Origin of the sequence: Cupriavidus sp. GA3-3 (genome assembly GCF_000389805.1) — a bacterium.
Taxonomy (GTDB): Bacteria; Pseudomonadota; Gammaproteobacteria; order Burkholderiales; family Burkholderiaceae; genus Cupriavidus; species Cupriavidus necator_D.
This window is the reverse complement of the sequence record NZ_KB944482.1, coordinates 399,940-424,245: the sequence shown is the minus strand read 5'-3', so window position 1 is coordinate 424,245 and position 24,306 is coordinate 399,940. Positions and strand designations below refer to the sequence as shown.

The window sequence follows — 24,306 nt, the reverse complement described above, 5'->3', positions numbered from 1 at the left end:
CAAACATGGACATCGATATCCGCACGCTGCTCAGCCGCCTCAATCCCGAGTGCCGGCACGCGATGGAGCAGGCCGCCCAGCTTTGTGTCCGGCAGACGCACTACAGCGTCGACGTCGAGCACCTGCTGCTGCAATTGCTGGAAGGCGGCGCCACGGACCTGCAGGCGATCCTCGCGCACTTCGACCTGGCGCCCGCGCAGGTGGTGTCGCAGCTGCAGAAGGCGATCGACGGCTTCAAGCGCGGCAACGGCCGCACGCCGGCGCTGTCGCCTAACTTCTCGCCGCTGTTCCAGGAGGCCTGGCTGCTCAGTTCGATGCTGCTCGGCGAGCAGCAAGTGCGCGCCGGCACGCTGCTGCTGGCACTGCTGGAGGTGGAAAGCCTGCGCGGCATGCTGCTGGAATCGGCGCCGGCGCTGCTGCGGATTCCGCGTGCGGCGCTGCGCGAGGCCCTGCCCGCGCTGCTGGGGACATCCGCCGTTGGCGGCGGGCCCGGAACCGATGCAATCCCGGCAGCGGCGGCCACGCCAGCGTTCGGCATGCCGCAGCGCGGACCCGGCAGCGGGCAGGCATCGGCGCTGGAGCAGTTCACTGTCGACCTGACGGCGCTGGCGCGAGCCGGAGCGATCGATCCGGTGCGCGGGCGCGACAGTGAAATCCGGCAACTGATCGATGTGCTGCTGCGCCGCCGCCAGAACAACCCGATCCTGACCGGCGAGGCCGGCGTGGGCAAGACCGCGGTGGTCGAAGGCTTTGCCCAGCGCATCGTCTCCGGCGACGTGCCGCCGGCGCTGCGCCAGGTGTCGGTGCGCTCGCTGGACCTGGCGTTGCTGCAGGCCGGCGCCGGCGTCAAGGGCGAGTTCGAGAACCGGCTCAAGTCCGTGATCGCCGAGGTGGCGGCCTCGCCGGTGCCGGTGATCCTGTTTATCGACGAAGCGCACCAGCTGATTGGCGCCGGCGGCAGCGAAGGGCAGGGCGATGCCGCCAACCTGCTCAAGCCCGCGCTGGCGCGCGGCGAGTTGCGCACCATTGCCGCGACCACCTGGGCCGAGTACAAGAAGTACATCGAGCGCGACCCAGCGCTCGCGCGCCGCTTCCAGATCGTCAAGGTGGACGAGCCGGCCGAGGCCGCGGCCGTGGACATGCTGCGCGGCATGGTGCGCAAGCTTGAAGCGCACCACGGCGTGGAGATCCTCGACGACGCCGTGCGCGACGCGGTCAAGCTTTCGCACCGCTATGTCTCGGGCCGGCAGTTGCCCGACAAGGCCATCAGCGTGCTCGACACCGCCTGCGCCCGCGTGGCGGCGGCGCAGAGCGGCGTGCCCGAGGCGATCGAAGCGCTTGGGCGCTCGATCGAAAGCGCCGAGAACCAGCTGCGCATCCTGCGCCATGAGGCGGCCACCGGCACCGGGCGCGCCGACGAAATCGCTGCCGTCACGCGCCAGCGCGACGAAGCCCGGGCGCAGCACGCGCGGCTCAGCGACAAGCTCGCCACCGAGAAGCTGGCCGTCGAGGAAATCCTGGCCTGGCGCCGCCGGATCGCGGCGTTCCTCGAGAAGGAGAGCCAGGCCGAGGCCGGAGCCGACGGTGTGGCGAGGCATGAGGACGACGACAACGCCGACAGCGCGGAGTCGCTTGGCGCCAGTCTCGCGCGCCTGGAAAAAGGCCTGGAGGCGGTGCAGAACGATGAGCCGATGGTGCCGGTATGCGTGGACTCGGCCGCGGTGGCCGAGGTCATTTCGGGCTGGACCGGTGTCCCGGTCGGCCGCATGCTGGCCGACGAACTGCACACGGTGCTGTACCTCCAGGACAAGCTCGGCGAGCGCGTGGTGGGCCAGGACGAGGCCCTCGACGCGATCGCGCGCCGCATCCGCACGTTCCGCGCCGATCTCGATGATCCGGGCAAGCCGGTCGGCGTGTTCCTGCTGGTCGGCCCGAGCGGCGTCGGCAAGACCGAGACCGCGCATGCGCTGGCCGACCTGCTCTACGGCGGCGAACGCAACATGATCACGGTCAACATGTCGGAGTTCCAGGAGGCCCACAGCGTGTCGGGCCTGAAGGGCGCGCCGCCGGGCTATGTCGGTTACGGCCGGGGTGGCGTGCTGACCGAGGCGGTGCGCCGCCGCCCGTACAGCGTGGTGCTGCTCGACGAGATGGAGAAGGCGCATCCCGACGTGCTGGAGCTGTTCTTCCAGGTCTTCGACAAGGGCGTGATGGAAGACGGCGAAGGCGTGCCGATCGATTTCCGCAACACGGTGATCCTGCTGACCTCGAACGCGGCGCAGGACGTGATCACCGAGGCCTCGCGCGGCGGCCGGCGCCCGCCGCCGCAGGAACTGGCCGAGAAGCTGCGCCCGGCGCTGCTCAGGCAGTTCAGCCCGGCGTTCCTGGCGCGCCTGGTGCTGGTGCCGTACTACCACCTGGGCGATGCGCAGATCCGCAATATCGTCGACCTCAAGCTGGCGCGGCTGGCGCAGCGCTTTGCGCGCAACCACAACGCGCGCCTGAGCTGGGACGAGGCGCTGGCGCAGGCGATCACGCAGCGCTGCACCGAGGTCGACAGCGGCGCGCGCAATGTCGACCATATCCTGACCCAGTCGGTGCTGCCGGAACTGGCGCGGCGCGTGCTGGAGCAGCTGTCGATCTCGGAGCCGTTCGGCGGCGTGCATCTCTCGCTCGACACCGGCGGCGGGGTGGCGTTCCGCTTCCTGCCGCAAGCGGGGTGCTGACGCATGATCCCGACACAGGCCACCCAGGCCGGCAGCTTCGCGACCCTGGCCACGCCGTTTGGCGGCGACGTGCTGCTGCTCGACGGCTTTGCCGGGCGCGAGGCGCTGTCCGAGCTGTTCCGCTTCAGCCTGCGCATGCGCTCGGCGGATAAGGCGCTCGACGCGGGCCGCATCGTGGGCCAGCGCCTCACCGTCACGCTGCAGCACCCGGGCGGCGCGCCCCGCTACCTGAACGGCATCGTCACGCGCTTTGCCCACGCCGGCGCCGACCACAACCATGGCTTCTACACCGCGGAACTGGCGCCGCGGCTGTGGCTGCTGACCCTCGGGCGCGACCGCGCCATCTACCAGAACCTGTCCGCGCCGCAGATCATCCGCCGCGTGCTGCAGTCCTTCGACGTGGCGTTCGAGGCCCGCATCACGGAAACGCGCTACCCGGTGCGCGAGTACTGCGTGCAGTACGACGAAAGCCCGTTCGACTTCATCTCGCGGCTGATGGAGGAGGAAGGCATCTTCTACTTCTTCACGTTCGCGGACGGCGCGCACACCATGGTGCTGGCCGACAGCCCGTCGGCCCACCCGCCCGGCGCGCACTGCGCCGACCTGGCGATGCACGACATGGAGCGCCCGCAGGCCGGCGCGGCACGGATGCTCGCCTTCGGCATGGCGCGCCAGCTTGGCGCCGCGACGCAGGTTCTGGCCGACTACGACTACCTGCAGGCCCGGACCTCGCAGGGCACCGCCCAGGCCGGCGCGGCGCCGGTGGCGCAGCAGTACGTGTTTCCCGGCCGGCACAAGGATGCCGCCGACGCCAGCCGCAAGGCCGCGATCCGGGCCGGCGCGCAGCAGGCCCAGGCGCAGACGGGCATGGGCGAGAGCGCGTGCCACCACCTGGCCGCGGGCATCCGCTTCACGCTGCACGGCCACGTCGATCCCGCGCTCGATATCGCCTACGTGGTGCGCGCGGTGGAGCATGCCTGGAGCGGTGATGCCTATGGCAATACCGTGTCGGTGTTGCCGCTGTCGGTGCCATTCCGCGCGCCGCTCAGCACGCCGCGGCCGCTGGTCGCCGGCACGCACACCGCGACCGTGGCCGGGTCCCAGGGCGAAGAGATCTGGACCGATGCGCATGGCCGTATCAAGCTGAAGTTCCACTGGGACCGTGCGCCCGGCGCCAACCAGGACAGCTCATGCTGGGTCCGCGTGGCGCAGGCCTGGGCCGGCGCCGGCTGGGGCCACCTGTTCCTGCCGCGCATGGGGCAGGAGGTGGTGGTCAGCTATGTCGATGGCGACCCGGACCGGCCGCTGGTGACCGGCAGCGTCTACAACGGCCAGTCCGGCGTACCGGTGCCGCTGCCCGCCATGCAGACGCAGAGCGTGATCCGTTCGCGCGCATCGAAGGGCGGGTCGGCCGGCAATGAGCTGCGCATGGAAGACAAGGCTGGTGCCGAGGAGCTGTTCCTGCGCGCCCAGCGCGCCATGACGGTTTCGGTGGCAGACACCTTGTCCACCATGGTGGAGGCGGGCGGCGAATCGCACCTGGTCAAGGCCGGCGACCTTGCGCTCGAAGTGCGGTCCGGCAATGAAACACACAAGGTGAGCGGCACGCGCCAGGTCAAGGCGGACGGCGACGAGACCCACACCAGCGGCGCGGCGTTTGCGCACGACGTTGGCGGCAACTACAAGCTCACGGTGGCCGGCAACCTGGTGATCGAGGTCGGTGGATCGATCGCGTTCAAGGCGGGAACCTCGCTGCAGTGCGAGGCCGGCACCACGTTGAGCAGCAAGGCCGGTACCACCCTGAGCAACGAAGCCATGATGGTCCGGCAGAAGGCGTCGGCCGCGCAGACGGTGGAAAGCGGCGGCATGCTCGAGCTCAAGGGCGCCCTGGTGAAACTGAACTGAGACGCGGAACCGAGCCATGACTTCAACTGCCCCGACGCCGCCCGATCCAGGACCCGCCATGGCCGAAGCTTATGACGGCGATGGCCGCCTGGTGTCGCGCGTGCCGCTGGCCGGCGGGCGCCCGCACGGCAGGTTCGAGTGCTTCCATCCGGATGGCTCGCTGCGCCTGGATGCGGAATACGAGCATGGCGAACTGGCCGGGCTGCTGCGTGCCTATGCCGCCGATGGCAGCCTCGAATACGAAGCGCATTATGCCGGCGGCCGCCTGCACGGCATCAGCGCCACCTACCGCAACGGCCGGCTGGAGACGCGCCAGCTGTACGCCGACGGGCAGCTCGCGGGAGAGAGCGTGTGCTATGCGCCGTCCGGCGAGGTGACCGCGCGCTGCGTCTACCGGCGGGGCCGGCTCGAGGACGAGGCCGTCTATGCGCATGAGGGCGCGGTGGTGCGCCGCAGCCGCTACCGCGCCGGCAGGCTCGAGGGCGAGACCCGTGAGTACGGCGCTGGCGGCACGCTGGCGCAGTCGCTGCCGTACCGCAACGACCTGCTGCACGGCATGGCGCGCAGGTTCGACCCGGAAGGCGAGGTCATCGCCGTGCGCAGCTACGCCGACGGCAAGCCCCGCGGCGACTGGCAGGCGATTGCACCCGCCGATGGCGACGATGGCGCGGCAATGCCCGCCGGCTTTGCACAGCGTCTCGAACGCTGGCTGAGGGGTTAGGCATGGCCTTGCAGGTCACCATGGGTGCGACCATGCAGTGCAGCTTCGGGCTGGCGCCGTCCAGCCTGGTGGTGCTGCCGCTGGGCCGCGTGCTGGCCGGCACCGGTGCGGCCAGCGTGATGGACCACCTGCCGATGGTGAATATCCCGCCCTTCGGCATGTGCAACTGCTTGGGCAACCCGCAGGTGGCCGCGGCCACCGCCGCGGCGCAGGGCGTGCTGACACCGATGCCGTGCGTGCCGGCGACGTCGGCGCCGTGGCTGCCGGGCGCGCCGACCGTGCAGATCGGCGGCGCGCCGGTGCTGCAGGACAGCTCGAAACTGATGTGCGCATGGGGCGGCGTGATCCAGATCGTCGCGCCGGCGCAAGCCACCGTGATGACCCCCTGATGACCGCCGAGGCAAGCATGACCTACATATTCTCGATGAGCTCGCGCATGGTGACAATCGCCGTGACCTGCGCGGTGCTGCTGTGTGCGCTGTTGTTCCTGATGGGCGTGGAGATCGGCGCCCGCCTGGGACGGCCTGGCGTACTCCAGCGTGCGGACACCGCACCCATGGCCGTGGCGCCCGCGGCCCCGGCCACTGCCACGCTGCCCGCCGCCACCCAGGCGCCCGCCATTGCCGTTGGCCTTGCCGCGGCTCCAGGCGCGCCCTCGACTCCCTGAAACATGAACCGTTTGACGCCATGTCGCTGACTCCCGTCCCTGATTCCCGCCGCGCGGCAACACGCGCGTGGCGCTGGCTGGCGCGCGCCCTCGCGGGCGCCGCGCTTGCCCTGCCGGCCGCTGGCCATGCGCAGGCCACCTACACGCCGGCACCGGCCCACCCGGCGGCATCGTTTGCCGCGCAGGGCGGGTTGCCGGAAGGCGCCCCTGCGCCAGTCTCCACACCGAACGGACTGGTGTTGATGCCTGACGGACGCCTGATGGCGCCGGAGTTCGCCCGCATCGCCAGCCGCGGGGAACTGGTGGTCGCGGTGCTGAAGGTGGACCAGCCCCCGTTCTTCCAGGAGCGCAACGGCGAGCTGAGCGGGCTCGATATCGACCTCGCGCGCGAGCTTGCGCGCAAGCTCAACGTGCGGGTGCGCTTCAACCGCGACGCCACCACCTTCGACGGGGTGGTCAAGCTGCTGGCGCAGGGACAGGCCGACGTGGCCATCAGCAAGCTGTCGCGCACGCTGCCGCGCATGCAGATCATCAGCTTCAGCACACCTTACCTGCGGCTGAACCGCGCGCTGCTGCTCAATCGCGTCAAGTTCGCTCAGATGGCACGCGGCCGGCCGGTGCCGGAGGTGATCCGCGCCTATGACAGCTCGATTGGCGTGGTCGGAAATTCGTCGTACTCGGAGTATGTGGTGAACAATTTCCCCAAGGCCTACGTCACGGCTTATCCAACCTGGGATGAAGCCCTGAAGGCGCTGAACGACGGCCGCGTCGCCGCGGTGTACCGCGACGAGTTCGAGGTCAAGCGCGTGCTCAAGGCGGATCCGACCGCTGCGCTGCGCCTGCGCGTGGTGACGCTGCAGGATCTTGAGGACACGCTGGGCATCGCCGTCAACGTGTCGGCGCCGGCGCTGCTGGGCTTTGTCAACCAGTTCCTCGCCGAGCGGCCCAAGCGGCTCGAGGTGGCGGACGTGCTGCAGGCGGCCACGCGATGAGCGCGCCCGCCATGAAGCCGGGCGCGGCCCAGGCACAGCGCGCCGCGTCCATGAAGCTGGATGCCGGCAAGCTCTACGCCATTGCCCTCAATCCGTGGGTGGTGATCGGCAGCCTGGCGCTGGGCGGCGCCACCGGGCTGCTCTGGCCCGCGCTGGCCCGGCACCTGGGCGTGGTGGGCGATGTCTACGTGGACCTGCTCAAGATGACCACGCTGCCGTTCATGGTGTCGGCGGTGATCTTCAGCCTGCAGCGGCTGTTCCGCGATGGTGGGGCCTCGCGGCTGATGATCCGCGTGGTGACGGTGTTTGTCGGCGCGTCGCTGTTGGTGGCGCTGGTGTCGGCACTGGTGCTGATCGTGATGCGCCCGGGCAGCAACCTGTCGAGCGCCACCATGGAGACCTTCGGCGCGATGGTGGGCAGCGATGCCACGTCCAGCGATACGGTGATGAACCTCTACGGCGAGGATATCCAGGAGAAGTCGCTGAGCCTGTCCGAAGTCCTGACCAGCCTGATCCCGACCAATATCTTTGCCGCGCTCGCCAACGGCGACGCCCTCAAGGCCCTGGTGTTCGCGCTGATGTTCGGCCTGGCCGTGGGGCGCGTGCCCGAGCGCATTTCCATCGGGCTGAGCCTGTCGCTGGAAACGGTCTACCACGCCTGCCAGAAGCTGATGCACTGGCTCAGCTATCCGCTGCCCGTGATCCTGTTCTGCATGAGCGCGGCGCAGCTGGGCAAGTCCGGACTGGAGCCGCTGCAGGCGATGATGCAGTTCGTGCTGGCGTTCTCTATCGCGTCGGTGCTGCTGCTGGCACTGGCCGTCGGGATCATCTGGAAGCGCTCCAGCCAGAGCCTGGGCGCCACGCTGGACGCGCTGCGCTCACCATTTGCGCTGGCGCTGGCCACGCGCAACAGCGCGGCCTGCATGCCCAGCATGATCGAGTGCCTGGTCGACCGGCTCGGCTTTGCCCGGGTGCGCGTGGAACTGCTGGTGCCGCTGGCGATCTCGCTGCTGCGCGTGGGGCCGATGGTCTATTACGTCTGCGCCACGCTGTTCATCGCGCAGCTGTACGGCCATCCGCTGGGCCTGGTCGATATCGCCACGGTGCTGCTGGCCTCGGTGCTGGCGGGCTTTGCTTCGGCCGGCATGACGGGCCTGGTGATCGTTTCGCTGGTCGGCATGACCTGTGCCTATCTTGGCCTGCCATTCGAGGCCGCATTCATTCTCTTCCTTGCCGTCGACCCGGTCTGCGACATGCTGCGCACGCTGATCCTGGTGGTCGGCAATACCGCGGCGGTGTCGGTGATCTGCCCGCGGCCGCTGAAGCTTTAGGGTCGGCTCATATGAACAACGGAAGTACTGGCATGACCATGATCGGGGTGCTGGGCGGCATGGGGCCGCTGGCGACAGTGGATTTTCTCGATCGCGTGGTTCGGCTTACCGATGCCGTGCGTGACCAGGACCACCTGCCGATGGTGGTGGCGCACCTGCCGCAGACTCCTGACCGCTCGCGCTCGATCCTGGCTGGCGATGCCTTGCCGCTGCCCTACCTGCTGCGCGGCATCGAGCTGCTCAACCGCAACCAGGTGGGGCTGGTGGTGATCCCGTGCAATACCTCGCACCACTGGTATGCGCAACTGAGCGCGCACAGCGCGGCGCCGATCCTGCATATCGCGCGGATCTGCGTGGCGGCCTTGCCTGCCGATACCGGCAGCGTGGCCATCCTGGCCACGCGCGGTGCGCTGGCCTCCGGCATCTACCAGGCAGCGCTCGACGCGCGCGGGATCGCGGCGGTGGTGCCGCCGGAGCCGGTGCAGCTGCAGGTCGATGCCTGCATCCGGGCGGTCAAGGCCGGCGCCCTGGACCAGGCCGGCGAGGCGCTTGGCAGCGCGCTGGCGCGGATCGCGGCGCTCGGCGTCGGCGCCGCGATCATGGGCTGCACGGAAATCCCGGTGGCGGCGCGCGGCCTGGCCGCGCCGCCGCTCATGCTGGTCGACAGCACCAACGAGCTGGCACGGGCGACGGTGGCGTTCGCGCTGGCGCGCGGCTGGAACAAGGCCGCATGAAAGCCCTGAACTGGCTCTCGCACAGCGTGCCCGGGCTGCTCTTGTGCCTGGTGGCGGGCGCGCTCGCCGGCACCGTGGCCGGGCCGCTGGGCCGCTTCGCCTGGCTGGTCGGACAGCTCTACCTGTCGGTGGTGAACATGGCCGCGGTGCCGCTGCTGGTGGTGGCCACCTTCTTCGGCCTGCGCCAGGTGCTGGCGCTGCCGCGCGCCGGGGCGCGTTTCGGCGCCATCTTCGGCACGGCTGCCGGGGTGGTGGGGGTGTGCGCGCTGGCCGGCGCGCTGGCGGGGCTGCTGACCGCGCCGGGCGCGGAACTCCCTGCACAGGCCAGCGAAAAGCTTGGCGCGCTGATCCTCAGCGGCGTGGCCGATGGCGGCGAGGTGCGCGTGGACCTGCATGGCAAGGCAGAGGCCAATACGGACAAGCTGCCGCACGCGCTCGGGAACATCATTCCCGACAACTTCTACCGCGCACTGGCGCATGGCCAGACGCTGGGCGTGCTCACCGGGGCGCTGCTGTTCGGGCTTGCCTTCGCAGCGCTGTCGCGCGAGCAGACCGGCATGCTGAGCAATGTGTTCGAAGGGATCTACCGCACCTTCGAGCAGATCATCGCCCACGCCAACTTGCTGATCCCGGTGCTGGCATTCGGGCTTGCGGCCCATCTGTCGATGCATGCCGACCGCGCCACCATGGGCGCGATGGCCGGGGTGCTGGTCACGTTCCTGATGCTCTGCCTGCTGCTCAGCGGCGTGGCCGCGGCCGCGATTGCCGCCTGCGCGCGGCTGCCGTTCTCGCAGGTGGTGACCGAGCTGAATGGCTCCATGCTGGTCGGCCTGGCCTCAGGCAGCGCCACCGCGCCGATCCCGCACACAATCGAGGCCATGAGCGCGCGGCTGGGTTTTCCGCGCGGGCTGGTGGAGCTGGTGGTGCCCCTGGGCGCGGTGTTCGTGCGCGGGGGCTCGGCGCTGTACTTCGCGCTGGCCACGGTGTTCGTCGCCAACCTGTACGGGCGCCCCGTGGGCGCCGGCGACGTGGCATGGATCGCGATGGCCGCCACCATCGCGGCCTGGCTCTCGGCGGGGCAGGGCGGCCTGGGAACGATCGCCTATGCGGGCGTTGCGCTGTCGGTGCTGCAGTTGCCGGCTGAGGCAGCCGCGGTGCTGCTGCTGGCGATCGACCCGATCTGCGATGGGCCGCGCAATGCCTTGAGCCTGGTCTGCACCTGCGCGGTGATTGCGCTGGTGTCGGTGGGCCTGCCGATGGAGCGCGTCGCGGCGCAGCGGATGGAGGGCGCGGATGGGCGCGCGCACGTGCCGGGCCCACGGCTGCCCGCCGCACAGGCCGCGGCGGTGCGGCTGGTGCTGACGCGCGCGCAACTGGCGCTGGCCAGCGCCTGCGCGCTGCTGGCCGGTCTGCTGATCGTGCTGATGGGCATCGGGGTGGGTGCGAAATGATGCCGCATCCGCAACCACGAAGGAGTCTGATGATGACGACGCCCGTGCATCTCTTATCCCTGCGCCGCGCCGGCACGCTGCTGGCGGCGGCTGCGCTCGCTGGCCTGCTCGGGGGCTGCGCGGCCTCTTCATGGCTGGGCTTCAAGGGGGACAAGGTCAAATGGAAGCAAGTCACGCTGACGGCGGCGGCGGATGCCAACGGCAACAGCCCGGTGGCCGTCGACGTGGTGCTGGTCAGCGACGAGGCCCTGCAGGCCCGGCTGGCGGACCTGCCCGCGGCCAAGTGGTTTGCCGGGCGCAGCGACCTGGGCAGCACCTATCCGAGCGGGCTGCGTTATCGCAGCTGGGAACTGGTGCCCGGCCAGCGGCTGGACGTGCCGGCCGAAGACCTGGAGGGGCCGCGCGTCGCCGCGGCCTATGTGTTCGCCAACTACCAGGCGCCGGGCGCGCATCGCGCCCGCGTCGAGCAATTCAACGGCACGCTTGCCGTGCAGCTCGACAGCGCCGCCTTTACCGTGCTTGTGACCAAATGAACCTGGTTTTTCCTGCCACGGCCGCGTACGGCCCGGGAGCCCCCCATGTCTGAGCGCGCGCTGCCGGTCGATCGGGTTGAATGGCATGAGGGCATGCTGCTGGCGCCCCAGCATCTCCAGCTGCTGGCCGGGCGGCTCGATTCGCTGGTGGCGTGGCAGACACTCGCGGCCGCACCGTTTGGCTGGGGCGTGCGCCGGCTGGAGTTCGACGCCGGGCTGCTGCCGGCGGGCGTGGTGCGCGTGCTGCAGCTCGAAGCCATCATGCCGGACGGCACTGCCGTGTCCTACGCGCGCGACGATGCCCGCCAGCCGCCGCTGGAGCTGGCGCTCGAGCCGTTTGCCGACGCGCTTGCCGGCGGCATGCTGGCGCTTTACCTGACCCTGCCGGTGGCGGCCGCAAACCGCAAGGACGGGCAGGTGCGGCGGTTCCGCTCGGTGGCGGGCGCCCCGGTGGAGGATGAGGTGTCCGAAGCGCCGCCCGCCGACATTCCGCGCCTGCTGCCAAGCCTGGCACTCGATGCCGGCGCCAGGCCGTCGCCGCTCCATGTGTCGCTGTGCCTGGGCGCGGTCTACAAGGACAACGAGATCGTGCGGCTCGGCGACCGCCTGCCGCCGTTGCTGGAGGTGGCACGCGGCAGCGCGCTGTGGACGGCGGTGGCGTCGCTGGTGGCCCAGCTGCGCGGCAAGGCCGCGTTCGTGGCCAAGCAGACCGCGATCCCGTCATCCCGGGCGGACGACCGCCTGACCCAGCTGGAACTGAAGGACCGCTTGCGCAGCCTGGTGACCGCGCTGCCGCTGCTGGAGGCGGTGTTGCGCACGCCGCATCTGCACCCGCTTGCACTCTACCTGGCGCTGGCCTCGGTGCTGGGGTCGCTCAGCCTGCTCAAGCCGGGCGGCCTGCCGCCGGTGCCGGACGACTATGAACACGCCGACCCCATGGCCGTGTTCACGCCGCTGCTGCGCGCGCTGCGCGAGACCCTGGCCGAGGTCAGCGAAGAGTACCGCGAGCACAAGTTCGAGTTCCGCCACGGCGCGTTCGACATCGTGCTGCAGCCGGACTGGATCGGCGAGCGCCTGGTGGTGGGCCTGCGCGGGCAGTCAGAGCGCGACCTGCTGGCCTGGATGTCGGGCGCTGTGGTGGGCTCGCAGTCGGTCTACCCGTCGCTGCGCACGCGGCGCGTGCTGGGCGCGGTGCGCCGTGTGGTCGAGCATGCCGAGGACCTTGGGGTGCGTTCCGGCTCGGGTTACCTGTTGTTCGAGATCGAAGCCGATCCCGCGCTGGTCCATGCCAACGAGGCGATGGTGATCGGCAATCCCAATGAAGGCGCCAGCGTGCAGCGGCCGCAGGAAATGCTGCTGTTCGTCAAGGGCTGACGGCAGACTATCAAGGCAAACAGACTATGGCGCGCTACCGACCGGAAACCGAGGAAGACGATCTTGCCACCGGGCAGTTCCGGGCGTTCCTGGATGAACTCGTCAAGCTGCAGGAGCGGTTCTCCGAACAACCCGACCTCAGCGGCGAAGCTGCCGCGCAAGGCATGAACCGCCAGCTGCTGAACCTGCTGGAAGTGCAGACCCTGCAATCGCGGCGCGACAGCTCGCGCTTCGAGATGGAGGACGTGGCCGATGCCCGCTACCTGAAGGCGGTGCTCGCCGATGAAATCCTGCTGAACGCCGATTGGGCCGGCCGCGCCGCGTGGCATGGGCATCTGCTCGAATCGACGCTGTTTCGCACCAACGTGGCAGGCGACCAGGTGTTTCGCCGTATCGAGCAGCTGCTGCTGGACCGCGAGCCGTCGCGCCGCAACCTGGCACGGCTGTACCTGTTCACGCTCGGGCTTGGTTTCCAGGGGCGCTTTCGCGGCGCCGATGCCGAAGCGCGGCTGCGCAGTCTGCGCGAGGAACTGTATGAGTTCATCTACCAACGCCGGCCAGACCTGGGCGGACGCGAGCGCGTGCTCAGCGAATCCGCGTACGCCCACACGCTCTCGCATATCGCGCCGCGCAAGCTGCCCACGCTGACGCGCTGGACCGTGGTGTTCCTGCTGGGCCTGGCCACCCTGCTGGCGCTGTCCGAGGTGACGTGGCTGTGGCAATCCTGGCCGGTGCGCGAAGCGCTGCGGGCCGACACCGTGGCCGGAGGCACGCCATGACGCGCCGGCAGCCCATCCGCGCCCGGGGGGCAGGCGCATGCTGACCAGCAACCTGTTTCTGATTTCGATCGGCGTGCTGACGCTGGTGGCGCTGGCCGTGCTCGGCGCGGTGCTGTATTTCGCTGCGCAGCGGGCCCGCGCCAAGCCGGCGGCCGAGCGCAAGATCGTGCGCCTGCGCACCGATTCGCTGCGCAGCGCGTTCCGCCAGGCGATCGAGCTGGTCGAGGGCAATATCGCCTCGCGCGCCGAGCGCTACAACATTCCGTGGATCCTGGTCCTGAATGAGGGCGAGGATGCGCGGCCGCTGCCGATCGCTCAGTCCGGCGTGGCCAGCGTGCTGAGCTCCGACGCTGCCAATGCGGCCGCCACGCAGGGTATTTCATGGCACTTCTTTGACCGCGGCGTGGTCATCGACATCAATGCGGCCTATCTGGGCTCGCCTGACGACGATACCGATGAAAAGCCCTGGGACGAGTTCCTTGGCCTGTGCCGCGGCTATCGCCCGCAACGGCCCTTCGACAGCGTGGTGGTGACGGTGCCGGCGGCGATGCTGCTGGCCGACGACACCGACGCACAGCTTGAGCTGGTGCGCCGGGCCAAGCTGGCCCACCGGCGGCTATGGCTGGCGCAGAACCGCTTTGCGGTGCGTTTCGCGGTCTATGTGGTGGTGACGGGCTGTGAGTCGCTGCCGGGCTTCGCGCACTTTGCGCGCGCGCTGCCAGAGCCGATGCGCGCCGGCATGCTGGGCTGGTCCTCGCCGTACGACCTGTCGGCCACCTACCAGTCGGGCTGGATCGATGCGGCCATGTCGGGCGTGGTGCGCGCGGTGTCGGACGGTGTGGCCGAGCTGCTGGCGATAGGGGCGCAGGAGGTGGATGCCTGCCAGTCGCTGCTGCTGCCGGCGCGCATCGAAGCCATGCGCGGGCAGCTCACGCGCTATGTCGACGAGCTGCTGCGGCCCAGCGCCTATCACGAGCCCTTCTATCTGCGCGGCGTCTACCTGACCGGCGACAGCGGCGAGCTGGCGGCGCATGCACCCGCCTTCGCCGCGCCGCGCCTGCGTGCGGCGCAGCCTGACGCACTGGCGCCAGAGGATGCGCACGCGCCGGAGCTGGCGCCGGCAGCCAGCGCCAGCTCGTCCGCCGACCTGCTCAACGAGCTGATGCGGCAACCGGCGTTCCTGCGCGACCTGTTCGAGAAGAAGATCTTCCTGGAGTACGGGCTGACGCGGCCATCGCGCTCGCAGCAGCTGGCGCGGCCGCTGGTGCACCGTGCGCTGCGCTGGGGCGGCACGGCTGTGCTGTGCGCGTGGGGCGGGGGACTGCTGGTCGCGGCATGGCAGATGGGACATCGCCATGCCGAACTGCTGGCCGCGCTTGGCGAACTGCGTGCCGGCGCGCAGCAGCGCGCGCTGGCCGCGCAGCGCGGCCAGGACCTGCCGCCGGACTGGTACCGGCGCCAGGCGCTGGGGCTGATCGCGATGAACCAGCGCCTGAGCGCGCAGTCGGTCTCGTCCTGGTTCATGCCGGGCTCGTGGGCCTTTATCGACGACCTGGACGGGCGCGTGCACGATCGCTTCCAGCGCGCCTTCGGCGAGATCGCGCTCGACACCATCGATCGCGAACTGCTGGCACGCGTCGACACGCTGACAGGCGTGGGGCGCGACCCGAGCACCGGCCAGCTGATCATCGGCGACAGCTGCCTGGCGCCGCCGGGCGCACGGGGCGAGGCCCTGCCGCCACGCAGCCTGGCGCTGGAAGACATGCCGGAGATGCGCGCGCTGCAGCAGTACGTTGCCGCGGTCGACCAGTTCGACGCTGCGCTGCAAGCGCTGCACCGGCTGGAAACGCCGCAGCCTGCCAACGCCGATGCGCTGCGGCTGGTGGTGCGCTATGCGCTGGGGGCGGAGTTGCAGGGCGAGGTCTCGGGCAGCCTGCCGTATTTCCAGCGCGACCCTGGCAAGGGGCGTGGTGCCGCAAGCCTGGCAACCGGCGGCAGGGCACTGACCGCGCTGGTGCCGCCCTTGCGCTGCACCTTCGACAAGGGCGCGCGCCAGCTCGACGAGCGGCTTTTCAACAACAACCCGCTGCTGGTGGCCGAGCGCGCCGTCAGGTCCAGCCTCGATGAACTGGCCGGCGGGGCCAATGCCGGCAGTGGCGTCAACCGGGTCCTGGCCGACTACCGCGGCATTGTCGCGGCGATCGGCACGCAGCAGGAACTGCTGGCGTCCGGCAAGGGCGGCTGGATCAGGCAGCCCCAGTTCGCCGCGGGCACCGTCTACGCGCGCACGTTGGCGCAGGCCGCGCAGAACCGGCTGCTCGGCGAAGACCTGGTGGCAGCCGCGCGCGCACGCGCTGAAAGCGGCTTCCAGGCCTTCACCGGCGAGCTGGCGCAGCGCTTCAGCGGACCCGACAGCGGGATCGCGTGGCAGGACAAGGACGGCCGCTTCGTGGTCACGCCCGAGCGGCTGGCCTTGCGCGACCGGCTCGCCGCCCTGCTGAACCAGCCGTTCATGGCGCCGCCGCGCGACCTGGCGCTGCCGTCGGTGCCGGCCGGGTCGGCGGTGCTGTGGGATCGCCAGCAGCTTGACCAGGCCATCGCCCTGGGCGACATGCGCAAGCGCTTTCTTGACGAGGGGCTGACGGGCCTGCCAGGCCCCTGGCGCGATGCGATTGCGCAAAGCGTGGACCAGCAGTTTGCGCGGCTGGTGACCGACCAGGTCGCGACCGCGGCAATCATGGCGCCGCTGCAGGCCGATGGCGGCAGCGCCGGCTTCGAGGCTGCACTGGGCCGAATCGCGCGCATCAAGACCATGCTGGGCGAGATGCATGCCATGTCGCGCGTGGATGACCTCGATGCGCTGGTTTCGCGCGATGCGCTGGCACGGCTGCGCGCGGTGGACGAGCTGCTGCAGCAGTCCGAGCTGTACGCGATCCGGCAGGGCAGCGCCGGCGACGGGGCCCGTGCGCCGCGCTCGCCGCTGCTGACGGCGTTCGGGCTGAACGACGCGGCGGCGCTGGGGCCGTACCTGGACCAGCAGTCGGCGCGTGCGCAGGCCCTGGGCCGCGAGGCCGCGGTGTATCTTGCCGCGCTCTCGCCCGCCGACGCCGGCTCCGGCCTGGCATTGCGCTGGCAGGCGCTGAACCGCGATCTGGAACGCTATCGGCTCAAGAACCCGAACAGCCGGCTGCTGATGCTGGAGCAGTTCGTGCAGGCCGCGGCGGCCGAGTCCGGCCAGGGCGTGTGCCTGGCGCGCTTTGCGGCGCGGCCTGCCGGCGGGGATGACTACTTTGCCGCGCTGCACGTGCGCCTGTACGATGGCCTGCTCGCGCGCTGTGCGCAAGGCTATTTTGCCGACCTGCAGCGGCAGTGGGACGGGTTCTCGGCCACGTTCAATGAACGGCTGGCCGGGCGCGCGCCGTTTGGCGGCGCCGCCAACGCCGGCGAGGTGCGCACGGCGGACTATGCCGAGCTTGGCCGGGTGCTCAAGCGCTATGAACCGCTCTCGGCGACGTACCGGGCCGCGCGTGGCGACGGGCCGCTCAGGAATATCGCGTCCGGCGTGCCGGTGCACCAGTTCATCGACAGCTTCGACCAGGTCAGGACCCTGCTCGCGCCACTGTATCCGGTCGAGGAGGGCGCGCCCGCGGGCTATGACGTGAGCGCGGAGTTCCGCGTCAACCGCGGCGCGGAACTGGCCGGCAACCAGATCATCGACTGGACCCTGACGATCGGCGCGCAGAGCCTGTCGATGCGCGATGCGCCGCGCTCGCTGCACTGGGACTACGGCAGTCCGGTGACGCTGACGCTGCGCTTTGCCAAGGACTCACCGATGGTCGCGTTGCCTGACGCCGAACAGCGCGCGCTGGCCGCCGACGGCAAGACCATGACCTGGCGCTTTGCCGACCCGTGGTCGCTGCTGTCGTTCATTGCGCGCCATCGCATCGCGGATCCGGGCGGGCGCGCCGACAGCACGGCGCAACTGCTGCGCTTCGACTTTCCGCTGGGCAGCGCCGCGCCGGATTTCACGGCGGCGCCCAGGCCGGTGCGCGGCCGCGTGTTCCTGCGTCTGGTGCTGACGGCCGCGGGCAGGAAGATGCCGCTGCCGTGGCCGCAAAGCTTTCCCACCCGGGCTCCTGAATGGACCAACCTATGACGACGCCAACGCAAGACCGCATCCCGGCCGCGCAGGCACTGCTTGCGCCGGTGCCGGGCGACGATCCCGCGGGCGCTTCGCTGCGCTACGACGCGGTCTATCGCGCCATCGCCGAAGCGCGCCAGCACGACGACGAGTCCTTGCCGATGCGGGAATGGGAGCGCCCGCTGGTCAAGGCTGACTGGAAACGCGTGGCCGCGCTCGCCAGCGAGGCGCTGGCCACGCGCAGCAAGGACTTCCAGCTGGCGGCATGGCTGTGCGAGGCGTGGATCCATCTGCACGGCGCGGCCGGCTTTTGCGCCGGGGTGCGCTTGCTGGGGGCGTTGGCGGACGCGTATTGGGAAAGCGCCTGGCCGCGCATGGAAGCCGGCGATGCGGAGGCACGCTGCGCCCCGATCGCATGGCTCAACGAGACCTTGCCAGCGGTGCTGGCGCTGCATGTCCCGCTGTTGTCGCTGGCCGACGAGAAACCCCTGCACATCACGCTGGACCTGTGGGAACGCAGCCTGGCGCCGGTCGATGACGACGACAGCCTGGGCCGCGAGGCGCTGCTGCAGCGCGCGCATCACGCGCCCGACCGGGCCCGATTGGATGCGTTGTGGCGCGACCTGCACGGCGCCAGCGCCGAATGGGCTGGGTTTGACCGGCGCATCGACGCGCTGCTGGGGGCGCAAGCGCCGAGCCTGGCGCGCGTAACCGACACGCTGGCGCGGCTGGTGCGGGCGGTGGCGGCGCTGCGCGGGGACGAAGCAGGCAGCGCTCACCGTGGCGAACCCGCCGCCACGGGGCCGGCCGGTAACAACGATCCCGTGGACGATCCCGAGCCGATGCCGGTCTTGCCCGCCGCGGGGCCGGGGCAGACCGCCATGCTGGCGCACGGCCGCATCGAGGACCGTGCGCATGCCTACCAGCTGATCCGGGATGTGGCCGACTACCTGGCGCGCCATGAGCCGCACAGCCCCACGCCATACCTGCTGCGGCGCGCGGTGCGCTGGGGGCAGATGCCACTGGCGGATCTGATGCAGGACATCCTGCGTGAGGACGGGGATATCGGGCGGTATCTGGCGCTGCTGGACAACTAGCTGGCACGGCATCCGAGCCCGGGCATTTTCTGACATCAAGTGGACAAGGGGAGCTGGAACATGCTGAGGACCCAATACCAGACGTTCATCGCCGCCACCGCCAGGGACTGGAAGTTCCTGGCACGTGGCAGCAATATCCGCGCGGTCGATTGCGCGCTGGAAGACTATTGGCGAGAGATGAACGGCGCACGGGACGCACGGCGGGAGATCGCCAGCCTGAACGCGATCGTGACGGCGTGCATCGGCTGGCTGAAGCTCAAGCGCGGCAAGCCGGAAAGCCGTCAGGGCTTGGTTGGCGGCGCTGAAAAGATCAATGCTCTGTTCGTCACGCGCCGTCGTGCAATCACGAATCTCGGCAGCGAAGCGTTGCAGGAACTCTATGCGCGCCTGACCCAGCTGGGTATTCTCACCCCGGACTTGCGCGGGCGGATGAAATTCGACCGGCGCAAGCTGCTGGTGCTCGGTTCCGGTGTCAACCACGGTGACCGCTCGCCCTACGTGCGCGAACTCAGGCCGATGGGCGCGGACTATCAGAACGAGCGTCTGTCCTATCTCCAGTCGGGCAAGGTCCAGGCGATCTCGGGCAGCGGTGTCCATCTGACGCACAAGAATCTCTCGCAGATGATGCCGGCCAACCCGCAACGGCGCGAAGAGGCCGAGGCGATTGCCAGCAAAGATGTGCACGCACTGACGCTGGAGGATTTCCAGCTGCTCGATGCCATCGGTCGGGAGAACCTTGTTACAGGCGATGTCAACTATCTGACAAAGAGCGAACGCATGCGGTATATGGCGATCGTCGGAGACGACGGACTTCTGTACGACATAAATAACCAGCGCATCACGACACATGCGGTCAAGGTGACAGCCTATGCGATGGACAAGTACGGCTCCTTGTTCATTAAAGATGCAGATCCGCTGGATGACGCCATGTTCTTCAACCACTCGTCGTTCAACGCGGGCAATGATGTTATTTGCGCAGGTACGCTGACCATCAGGAATGGCTCGCTGCGCGTGATCGACAACAACAGCGGCCACTACAAGCCCACGCGGGAAAACCTGCACAACTGCCTCAGCGTGCTTGCCAGCGAAGGGCTCGCCTGCAGTTGGGCGAGCGTCAACCTGTATGTATTCGTCATGGGCGAAAAGCAGGAGCATCGCTATACCGCGAACGAATTCCTGAGAGACCCCAATGGCCGACCGATGCGTATCGCCGGCGGGCGCTGACGCGCGGTCGGCGGGCAATACCACGGGATCGGGTAAGGCGCGGGTATCATGGGCCATCCGTCCAGGCAACCGCGCCCCGATCCCCGATGAGTCTCGACCCCGCCGAACTCCAGGCCCTACGCCCCTACCTGCTGCGCTTTGCCCGCCTGCAGCTGCGCGACCAGGCACTGGCCGAGGATGCCGTCTCGGAAACACTGCTGGCGGCGCTGGAGCACCCTGAGCGCTTCGCCGGCCAGTCAACGCTGCGCACCTACCTGGTTGGTATCCTCAAGCACAAGATCATCGACACCCTGCGCAGCGGCAAGCGTGAGGTCAGGCTGGCGCTGGCCACCGATGCCGAGGGCCAGCGGCAATCCGACGACGATGCCTTCGACGCGCTGTTCACGCGCAACGGCCACTACCAGGACCCGCCATCCGACTGGGGCAACCCGGAACGCGCCTTTGAGCGCCGCGAGTTCTTCGAGATCCTGCAGCTGTGCGTTGACCGCCTGCCGGAGCGCACCGGCCGGATCTTCATGATGCGCGAGTGGCTGGAGCTGGACACCGAAGAAATCTGTCAGCATTTGCAGATCAGCGCGACCAATGCCTGGGCGATGCTGTACCGCGCCCGCATGCGCCTGCGCGAATGCCTGGAACTGCACTGGTTCGGCCAGCGCGGCCGGCCCGGCAAGGCCGGTTGATCCCGGCCCCCCGCCCATGCAACGGATAAGCCACTGAGCAACATGCCAGATTCCCGCCCTTCCCGCCGCCTGCTGCCGAACTGCGAAGAGATCCACCACCTCACCATGAAGGGCCTGGACCGGCCGCTGTCATGGGGCGAGCGGCTGCGCATGCGCTCCCACCTGGCGATCTGCGACGCCTGCACCAGCTTCAGCGCCCAGATGCGGACCCTGCGCGAGGCCATGCACAGGCTGGGGCGCGACGAATGACAAAAGGCCAGCGGATTCGCTGGCCTTCTTGCTGGCTGGGTGCCGGTATCGCTCAGGCGCGCGCGCCTTCCCCATAGGGATCGAACTTGCCGGCACGGCTACCTTCGGAATAGGTGTCGAAGCTGCGCGCTGGGGCGGCCGACACGCCGCTGCGGTCCAGCCCGGCCAGCGTGCGTGCGCCGTCGACAAACGGATCGGCCTTGCCGACGCGGGCGCCTTCCGTGAACACATCATGGCTGCGGAACTCATAACCATACTTGTCGCCGGGCACGGTGCTGCGGAAGCTGTAGCCGTACTTGTCGCCGGGCACTTGTTCGGCGGCGGTGGCGGCTTGCGCGGCGCCCAGGGCGGCCAGCGACAGGAGCAGGGCGGTAGCGAGGCGGGTGGTCTTGGTCATGATGGTTCTCCTTAAGCTCGTTGAATTTGTCAGAAGGCTTTGCGTTGTGTGCGTGCCGTTCATGTACAGAACTATAGGAGCGCCATCGATACGGAAGCAGGTCAGTTGCCGGACAAGTTATTCAAAAAAATTGAATTAATGGGCGAGGGCGGAAATGACCCGTGGCATGACGCAAATGTAATGACCCCGTCGCCGGAATGCCCGGTGCGGCTCGGTTAAACTTGCGGCTCGCTGCACTTCCCCGGCGCCTGATGCCCGGCGGCCAGGGCAGCTGCCACTTCCCCTATGCAACGGCTCATCCTCATCCTTCTTGCGCTCGTCCTGCCGCTCCAGTTCGCCTGGGCGGGAGCCGCCGCGTATTGCCGGCATGAGGTGGCGGCTTCGGCCAAGGCCCATTTCGGGCACCACGAGCACCAGCACAAGGCCGACAGCGGCAAGCAGGACCAGCCCGCGCAGAAGGCGCAGGACAAGGCCAAGCTCGGCCTGCCCGATCCCGACTGCGGCGTCTGCCATATCGCTTCGCTGCCGTTTGCACGGGCCGACGCGCCCGACGTGCACGCCATGCGCCGGGTGGAACTGGCACCACCGGCGTCGCAGCCCAGCTTCTCTTCGCACAGTGCGCGGGCGCCCGACCGTCCGCAGTGGCCGCGTCTCGCTTAGCCGGCGAGACGACGCTTCCATTTCCTGGTTTTCCTGAGTCCCTGACGTCAGGCGTCTCGCCGAATTCTCCCGGTTCCTTTCCTGGTGCAATTCGATGCGAAGACTTTTGCTGCCGCTTGGGCTGGCGGCCGTCCTATCCAGCCCGATCCATGGCGTCGCGCAGATGCCGCCCCCTGCCATGGCGCAGCCATCGGCATCCTCGCCGGCCCCGGGGCAAGAGCCTGCCGGCACGCTCACGCTCGACGCCGCGCTGGCGCTGGCCGAAGCCGGCAGCTTCACGCTGTCCGCGGCGGGCAAGGAGCTTGACGCCACCGAGGGCGATGTCACGCAGGCGCGCGTGCTGCCCAATCCCGAACTGGCCGTGTCGATGGAAGACACGCGCAAGGCCACGCGCTCCACCACCGGCCAGATCAACCTGCCGATCGAACTCGGCGGCAAGCGCGCCGCGCGCATCGGCGTGGCCGAGCGCGGGCGCGAGCTGGCGCAGGCCGAACTGGGCAGCGTACGCGCCGAGCTGCGCGCCGCGGTGATCACGCGCTTCTTTGGCGTGCTGGTGGCGCAGGAGCGCGTCAAGCTGGCCGAAGGCTCGGTCGGCATCGCCAGCAAGGCGGCCGCGGCGGCCGGGCGGCGCGTGGCCGCCGGCAAGGTCGCACCGCTGGAAGAAACGCGTGCCAGGGTCGAACAGGCCAATGCCGAGCTGGAACTGGCCGAGGCCACCGGCGCGCTGCAATCCGCACGGCAATCGCTGGCCGCGCTGTGGGGCAGTGCCGTGCCGCACTTTGCGCAGGCGCAGGGCGACCTTGACGCGCTGCCCTCGCGCCCCGCGCCGGCAGCACTGCAAGCGGCGCTGGAAGACTCGCCGCAGCTGGCGGCAAGCCGCCTTTCTGCCGAGCGCAGCCGCGCCGAAGTCGCCGTGGCGCGCAGCCGCCAGTACCCCGACGTGACCGTGAGCCTGGGCGCCAAGCGCGACAACGAGGCCAACCGCAATATGGCCGTGCTGGGCATGGCGATCCCGCTGCCGCTGTTTGACCGCAACCAGGGCAACCTGTACGCCGCATTGCGCCGCGCCGACAAGGCGCAGGACACGCACGCGGCCACGCGCATCCGCCTGGTCGGTGAGCTGCAGCAGGCGTCGACGCAGTTGTCGGTATCGCGCGCCGCGGCGCAGACGCTGCAGGCCTCGGTGCTGCCCGCGGCGGAGCAGGCCTATGCCGCTGCCTCGCGCGGGTTCGAGGCCGGCAAATTCAATTTCCTCGATGTGCTGGATGCCCAGCGCACGCTGTTCCAGGCGCGCATCCGCTACCTGGACGTGCTGGCCCGCACCTATGACGCGGCGGCCAGCATCGACCGCATCCTCGGACACTGATACGGAAGCTGCAGACATGGCAATGAGCAAGCAACAACGGGCCGCCGTGGTGGCCATCCTGGTCGCGGGGCTGCTGGGCGGCGCGGCGATCCTGTCCACCAGCAAGGGCGGCGGCGCCACCGGCGAGGCCGGGCACGGGCATGCCGAGGAGCACGAACATGGCAAGGAAGGAGGCAAGGCGGCCGCGCACGCTGACGCCAGCGCCCCCGCGGCGAAACCGGAAGCCGAAGGCAAGCCGCACCTGATCGCGCTGACGCCTGCGCAGATTCAGCAGGCCGGCATCGGCATCGCCACCGCCGCCGCGGCGCCGCTGCGCAGCAGCGTCGAATTCCCGGGCGAGATCCGCTTCAATGAAGACCGCACCGCGCACGTGGTGCCGCGCGTGGCGGGCGTGGCGCAGGCGGTGCCGGCCAACCTTGGCCAGCAGGTGCGCAAGGGCGAAGTGCTGGCGCTGCTCGCCAGCACGACGCTGGCCGAGCAGCGCAGCGAGCTGCTGGCGGCGCAGAAGCGCGAGGGGCTGGCGCGTGCCACCTATGCGCGCGAGAAGACGCTGTGGCAGGAGAAGATCTCCGCCGAGCAGGATTACCAGCAGGCCCGCACAGCGCTGGAGGAAGCGCAGATCGCGGTGCAGAACGCGCGCCAGAAGCTGACCGCGATTGGCGCCACGGAGAACAGCGCGGGCAAGGGCGGCAGCCTGAACCAGTTTGCGCTGCTTGCCCCGTTCGATGGCATCGTGGTCGAGAAGCACCTGGCGCTGGGCGAAGCAGTCCAGGAAGCCACCAGCGTGTTCACGGTCTCCGACCTGAGTTCGGTATGGGCGGAGTTCGTGGTGTCCGCGCGCGACCTGGACCAGGTGCGCGTTGGCGAAGCGGTCACGGTGCGCTCGAGCGCCTCGGACACGCAGGCCGAGGGCAAGGTGTCCTACGTCGGCGCGCTGCTGGGCGAGCAGACGCGCACGGCCAAGGCGCGCGTGACGCTGGCCAATCCCGGCATGGCGTGGCGCCCGGGTTTGTTCGTCACGGTCAGCGTGCTGGGCGCGCCGGCGCAGGTGCCGGTGACGGTGGCGGCCGACGCGGTGCAGCAGGTCGACGGCCAGAGCGTGGTGTTCATCGCCGTGCCGGGTGGGTTTGCGGTGCAGCCGGTCAAGACCGGGCGCGCCGGCGGCAAGCTGGTGGAGGTGACCGAGGGCCTGCAGGCCGGCGCGCGCTACGCCGCGGCCAACAGCTTCATCCTCAAGTCCGAGCTGGGCAAAGCCAGCGCCGGGCATGAGCACTGAGCG

21 protein-coding genes are annotated in these 24,306 nt (G+C 69.5%); 20 read left to right on the top strand and 1 reads right to left on the bottom strand.

All coding sequences use genetic code 11. The annotated features are described in order from the left end of the window. Positions 1-5 precede the first annotated feature (5 nt). The 17 genes from tssH (at position 6) to C265_RS19770 (ending at position 20,604) form a co-directional block, all read left to right on the top strand. Positions 6-2,726 (top strand): type VI secretion system ATPase TssH, encoded by a 2,721-nt coding sequence (tssH, locus tag C265_RS19850; RefSeq protein ID WP_010810730.1) that lies wholly within the window; start codon positions 6-8, stop codon positions 2,724-2,726. Between the two features lie 3 nt (positions 2,727-2,729). Next, complete coding sequence (gene tssI, locus C265_RS19845) at positions 2,730-4,631, top strand: type VI secretion system tip protein TssI/VgrG (protein ID WP_010810729.1); 1,902 nt, start codon at positions 2,730-2,732, stop codon at positions 4,629-4,631. A gap of 58 nt (positions 4,632-4,689) precedes the next feature. Further along, positions 4,690-5,352, top strand: coding sequence for a toxin-antitoxin system YwqK family antitoxin (locus C265_RS19840; protein WP_010810728.1), 663 nt, complete (start codon positions 4,690-4,692; stop codon positions 5,350-5,352). A gap of 2 nt (positions 5,353-5,354) precedes the next feature. Further along, positions 5,355-5,741 (top strand): DUF4280 domain-containing protein, encoded by a 387-nt coding sequence (locus tag C265_RS19835; RefSeq protein ID WP_010810727.1) that lies wholly within the window; start codon positions 5,355-5,357, stop codon positions 5,739-5,741. Positions 5,742-5,758: 17 nt separating this feature from the next. After that, positions 5,759-6,019: a hypothetical protein gene (locus tag C265_RS19830; RefSeq protein WP_037024814.1), complete on the top strand. Its 261-nt coding sequence runs from the start codon at positions 5,759-5,761 to the stop codon at positions 6,017-6,019. Positions 6,020-6,039: 20 nt separating this feature from the next. Then, on the top strand, positions 6,040-7,011 hold the full coding sequence (locus C265_RS19825) for an ABC transporter substrate-binding protein (RefSeq protein ID WP_010810725.1): 972 nt from the start codon (positions 6,040-6,042) through the stop codon (positions 7,009-7,011). A 50-nt stretch (positions 7,012-7,061) separates the two neighbouring features. After that, a complete protein-coding gene (locus C265_RS19820) occupies positions 7,062-8,342 on the top strand; it encodes a dicarboxylate/amino acid:cation symporter (RefSeq protein ID WP_371258367.1) in 1,281 nt (426 codons plus the stop codon). Between the two features lie 32 nt (positions 8,343-8,374). Further along, entirely contained in the window at positions 8,375-9,076 is a 702-nt protein-coding gene (locus C265_RS19815; protein WP_010810723.1) for an aspartate/glutamate racemase family protein, read from the top strand. Then, positions 9,073-10,527 carry a dicarboxylate/amino acid:cation symporter gene (locus C265_RS19810; RefSeq protein WP_010810722.1) on the top strand — a complete coding sequence of 485 codons (1,455 nt, stop codon included), beginning with the start codon at positions 9,073-9,075 and terminating at the stop codon, positions 10,525-10,527. The genes C265_RS19815 and C265_RS19810 overlap by 4 nt, the downstream gene beginning before the upstream one ends. A gap of 29 nt (positions 10,528-10,556) precedes the next feature. Further along, positions 10,557-11,060, top strand: a complete 504-nt coding sequence (locus tag C265_RS19805; RefSeq protein ID WP_011617857.1) for a hypothetical protein — start codon at positions 10,557-10,559, stop codon at positions 11,058-11,060. A gap of 45 nt (positions 11,061-11,105) precedes the next feature. Next, positions 11,106-12,434, top strand: a complete 1,329-nt coding sequence (gene tssK, locus C265_RS19800) for a type VI secretion system baseplate subunit TssK (RefSeq protein ID WP_010810720.1) — start codon at positions 11,106-11,108, stop codon at positions 12,432-12,434. Positions 12,435-12,460: 26 nt separating this feature from the next. Further along, positions 12,461-13,213, top strand: a complete 753-nt coding sequence (locus C265_RS19795) for a DotU family type IV/VI secretion system protein (protein ID WP_010810719.1) — start codon at positions 12,461-12,463, stop codon at positions 13,211-13,213. Between the two features lie 37 nt (positions 13,214-13,250). Next, positions 13,251-17,369, top strand: a complete 4,119-nt coding sequence (locus C265_RS19790) for a type VI secretion system protein (protein WP_010810718.1) — start codon at positions 13,251-13,253, stop codon at positions 17,367-17,369. Beyond that, on the top strand, positions 17,366-18,451 hold the full coding sequence (tssA, locus tag C265_RS19785) for a type VI secretion system protein TssA (RefSeq protein ID WP_010810717.1): 1,086 nt from the start codon (positions 17,366-17,368) through the stop codon (positions 18,449-18,451). Before C265_RS19790 ends, tssA begins: the two co-directional genes overlap by 4 nt. A 60-nt stretch (positions 18,452-18,511) precedes the next feature. Further along, a complete protein-coding gene (locus tag C265_RS19780) occupies positions 18,512-19,675 on the top strand; it encodes a hypothetical protein (protein WP_010810716.1) in 1,164 nt (387 codons plus the stop codon). Between the two features lie 86 nt (positions 19,676-19,761). After that, complete coding sequence (locus C265_RS19775; RefSeq protein WP_010810715.1) at positions 19,762-20,355, top strand: sigma-70 family RNA polymerase sigma factor; 594 nt, start codon at positions 19,762-19,764, stop codon at positions 20,353-20,355. A gap of 42 nt (positions 20,356-20,397) precedes the next feature. Continuing rightward, complete coding sequence (locus tag C265_RS19770; protein WP_010810714.1) at positions 20,398-20,604, top strand: zf-HC2 domain-containing protein; 207 nt, start codon at positions 20,398-20,400, stop codon at positions 20,602-20,604. A 52-nt stretch (positions 20,605-20,656) separates the two neighbouring features. On the opposite strand, the gene C265_RS19765 is transcribed toward C265_RS19770, so the two are convergent. Then, positions 20,657-21,001, bottom strand: a complete 345-nt coding sequence (locus C265_RS19765) for a hypothetical protein (RefSeq protein ID WP_010810713.1) — start codon at positions 20,999-21,001, stop codon at positions 20,657-20,659. Between the two features lie 285 nt (positions 21,002-21,286). Between C265_RS19765 and czcI the strand changes: the two genes are divergently transcribed. The 3 genes from czcI to C265_RS19750 all read left to right on the top strand — a co-directional run bounded on the left by czcI (position 21,287) and on the right by C265_RS19750 (position 24,303). Beyond that, positions 21,287-21,661, top strand: a complete 375-nt coding sequence (gene czcI, locus C265_RS19760; protein WP_010810712.1) for a cation efflux protein, CzcI family — start codon at positions 21,287-21,289, stop codon at positions 21,659-21,661. 94 nt (positions 21,662-21,755) lie between these two features. Continuing rightward, positions 21,756-23,027 carry a TolC family protein gene (locus C265_RS19755; protein ID WP_010810711.1) on the top strand — a complete coding sequence of 424 codons (1,272 nt, stop codon included), beginning with the start codon at positions 21,756-21,758 and terminating at the stop codon, positions 23,025-23,027. 16 nt (positions 23,028-23,043) lie between these two features. Next, positions 23,044-24,303, top strand: a complete 1,260-nt coding sequence (locus tag C265_RS19750; RefSeq protein ID WP_037024726.1) for an efflux RND transporter periplasmic adaptor subunit — start codon at positions 23,044-23,046, stop codon at positions 24,301-24,303. The last annotated feature ends 3 nt before the right edge of the window (positions 24,304-24,306 follow it).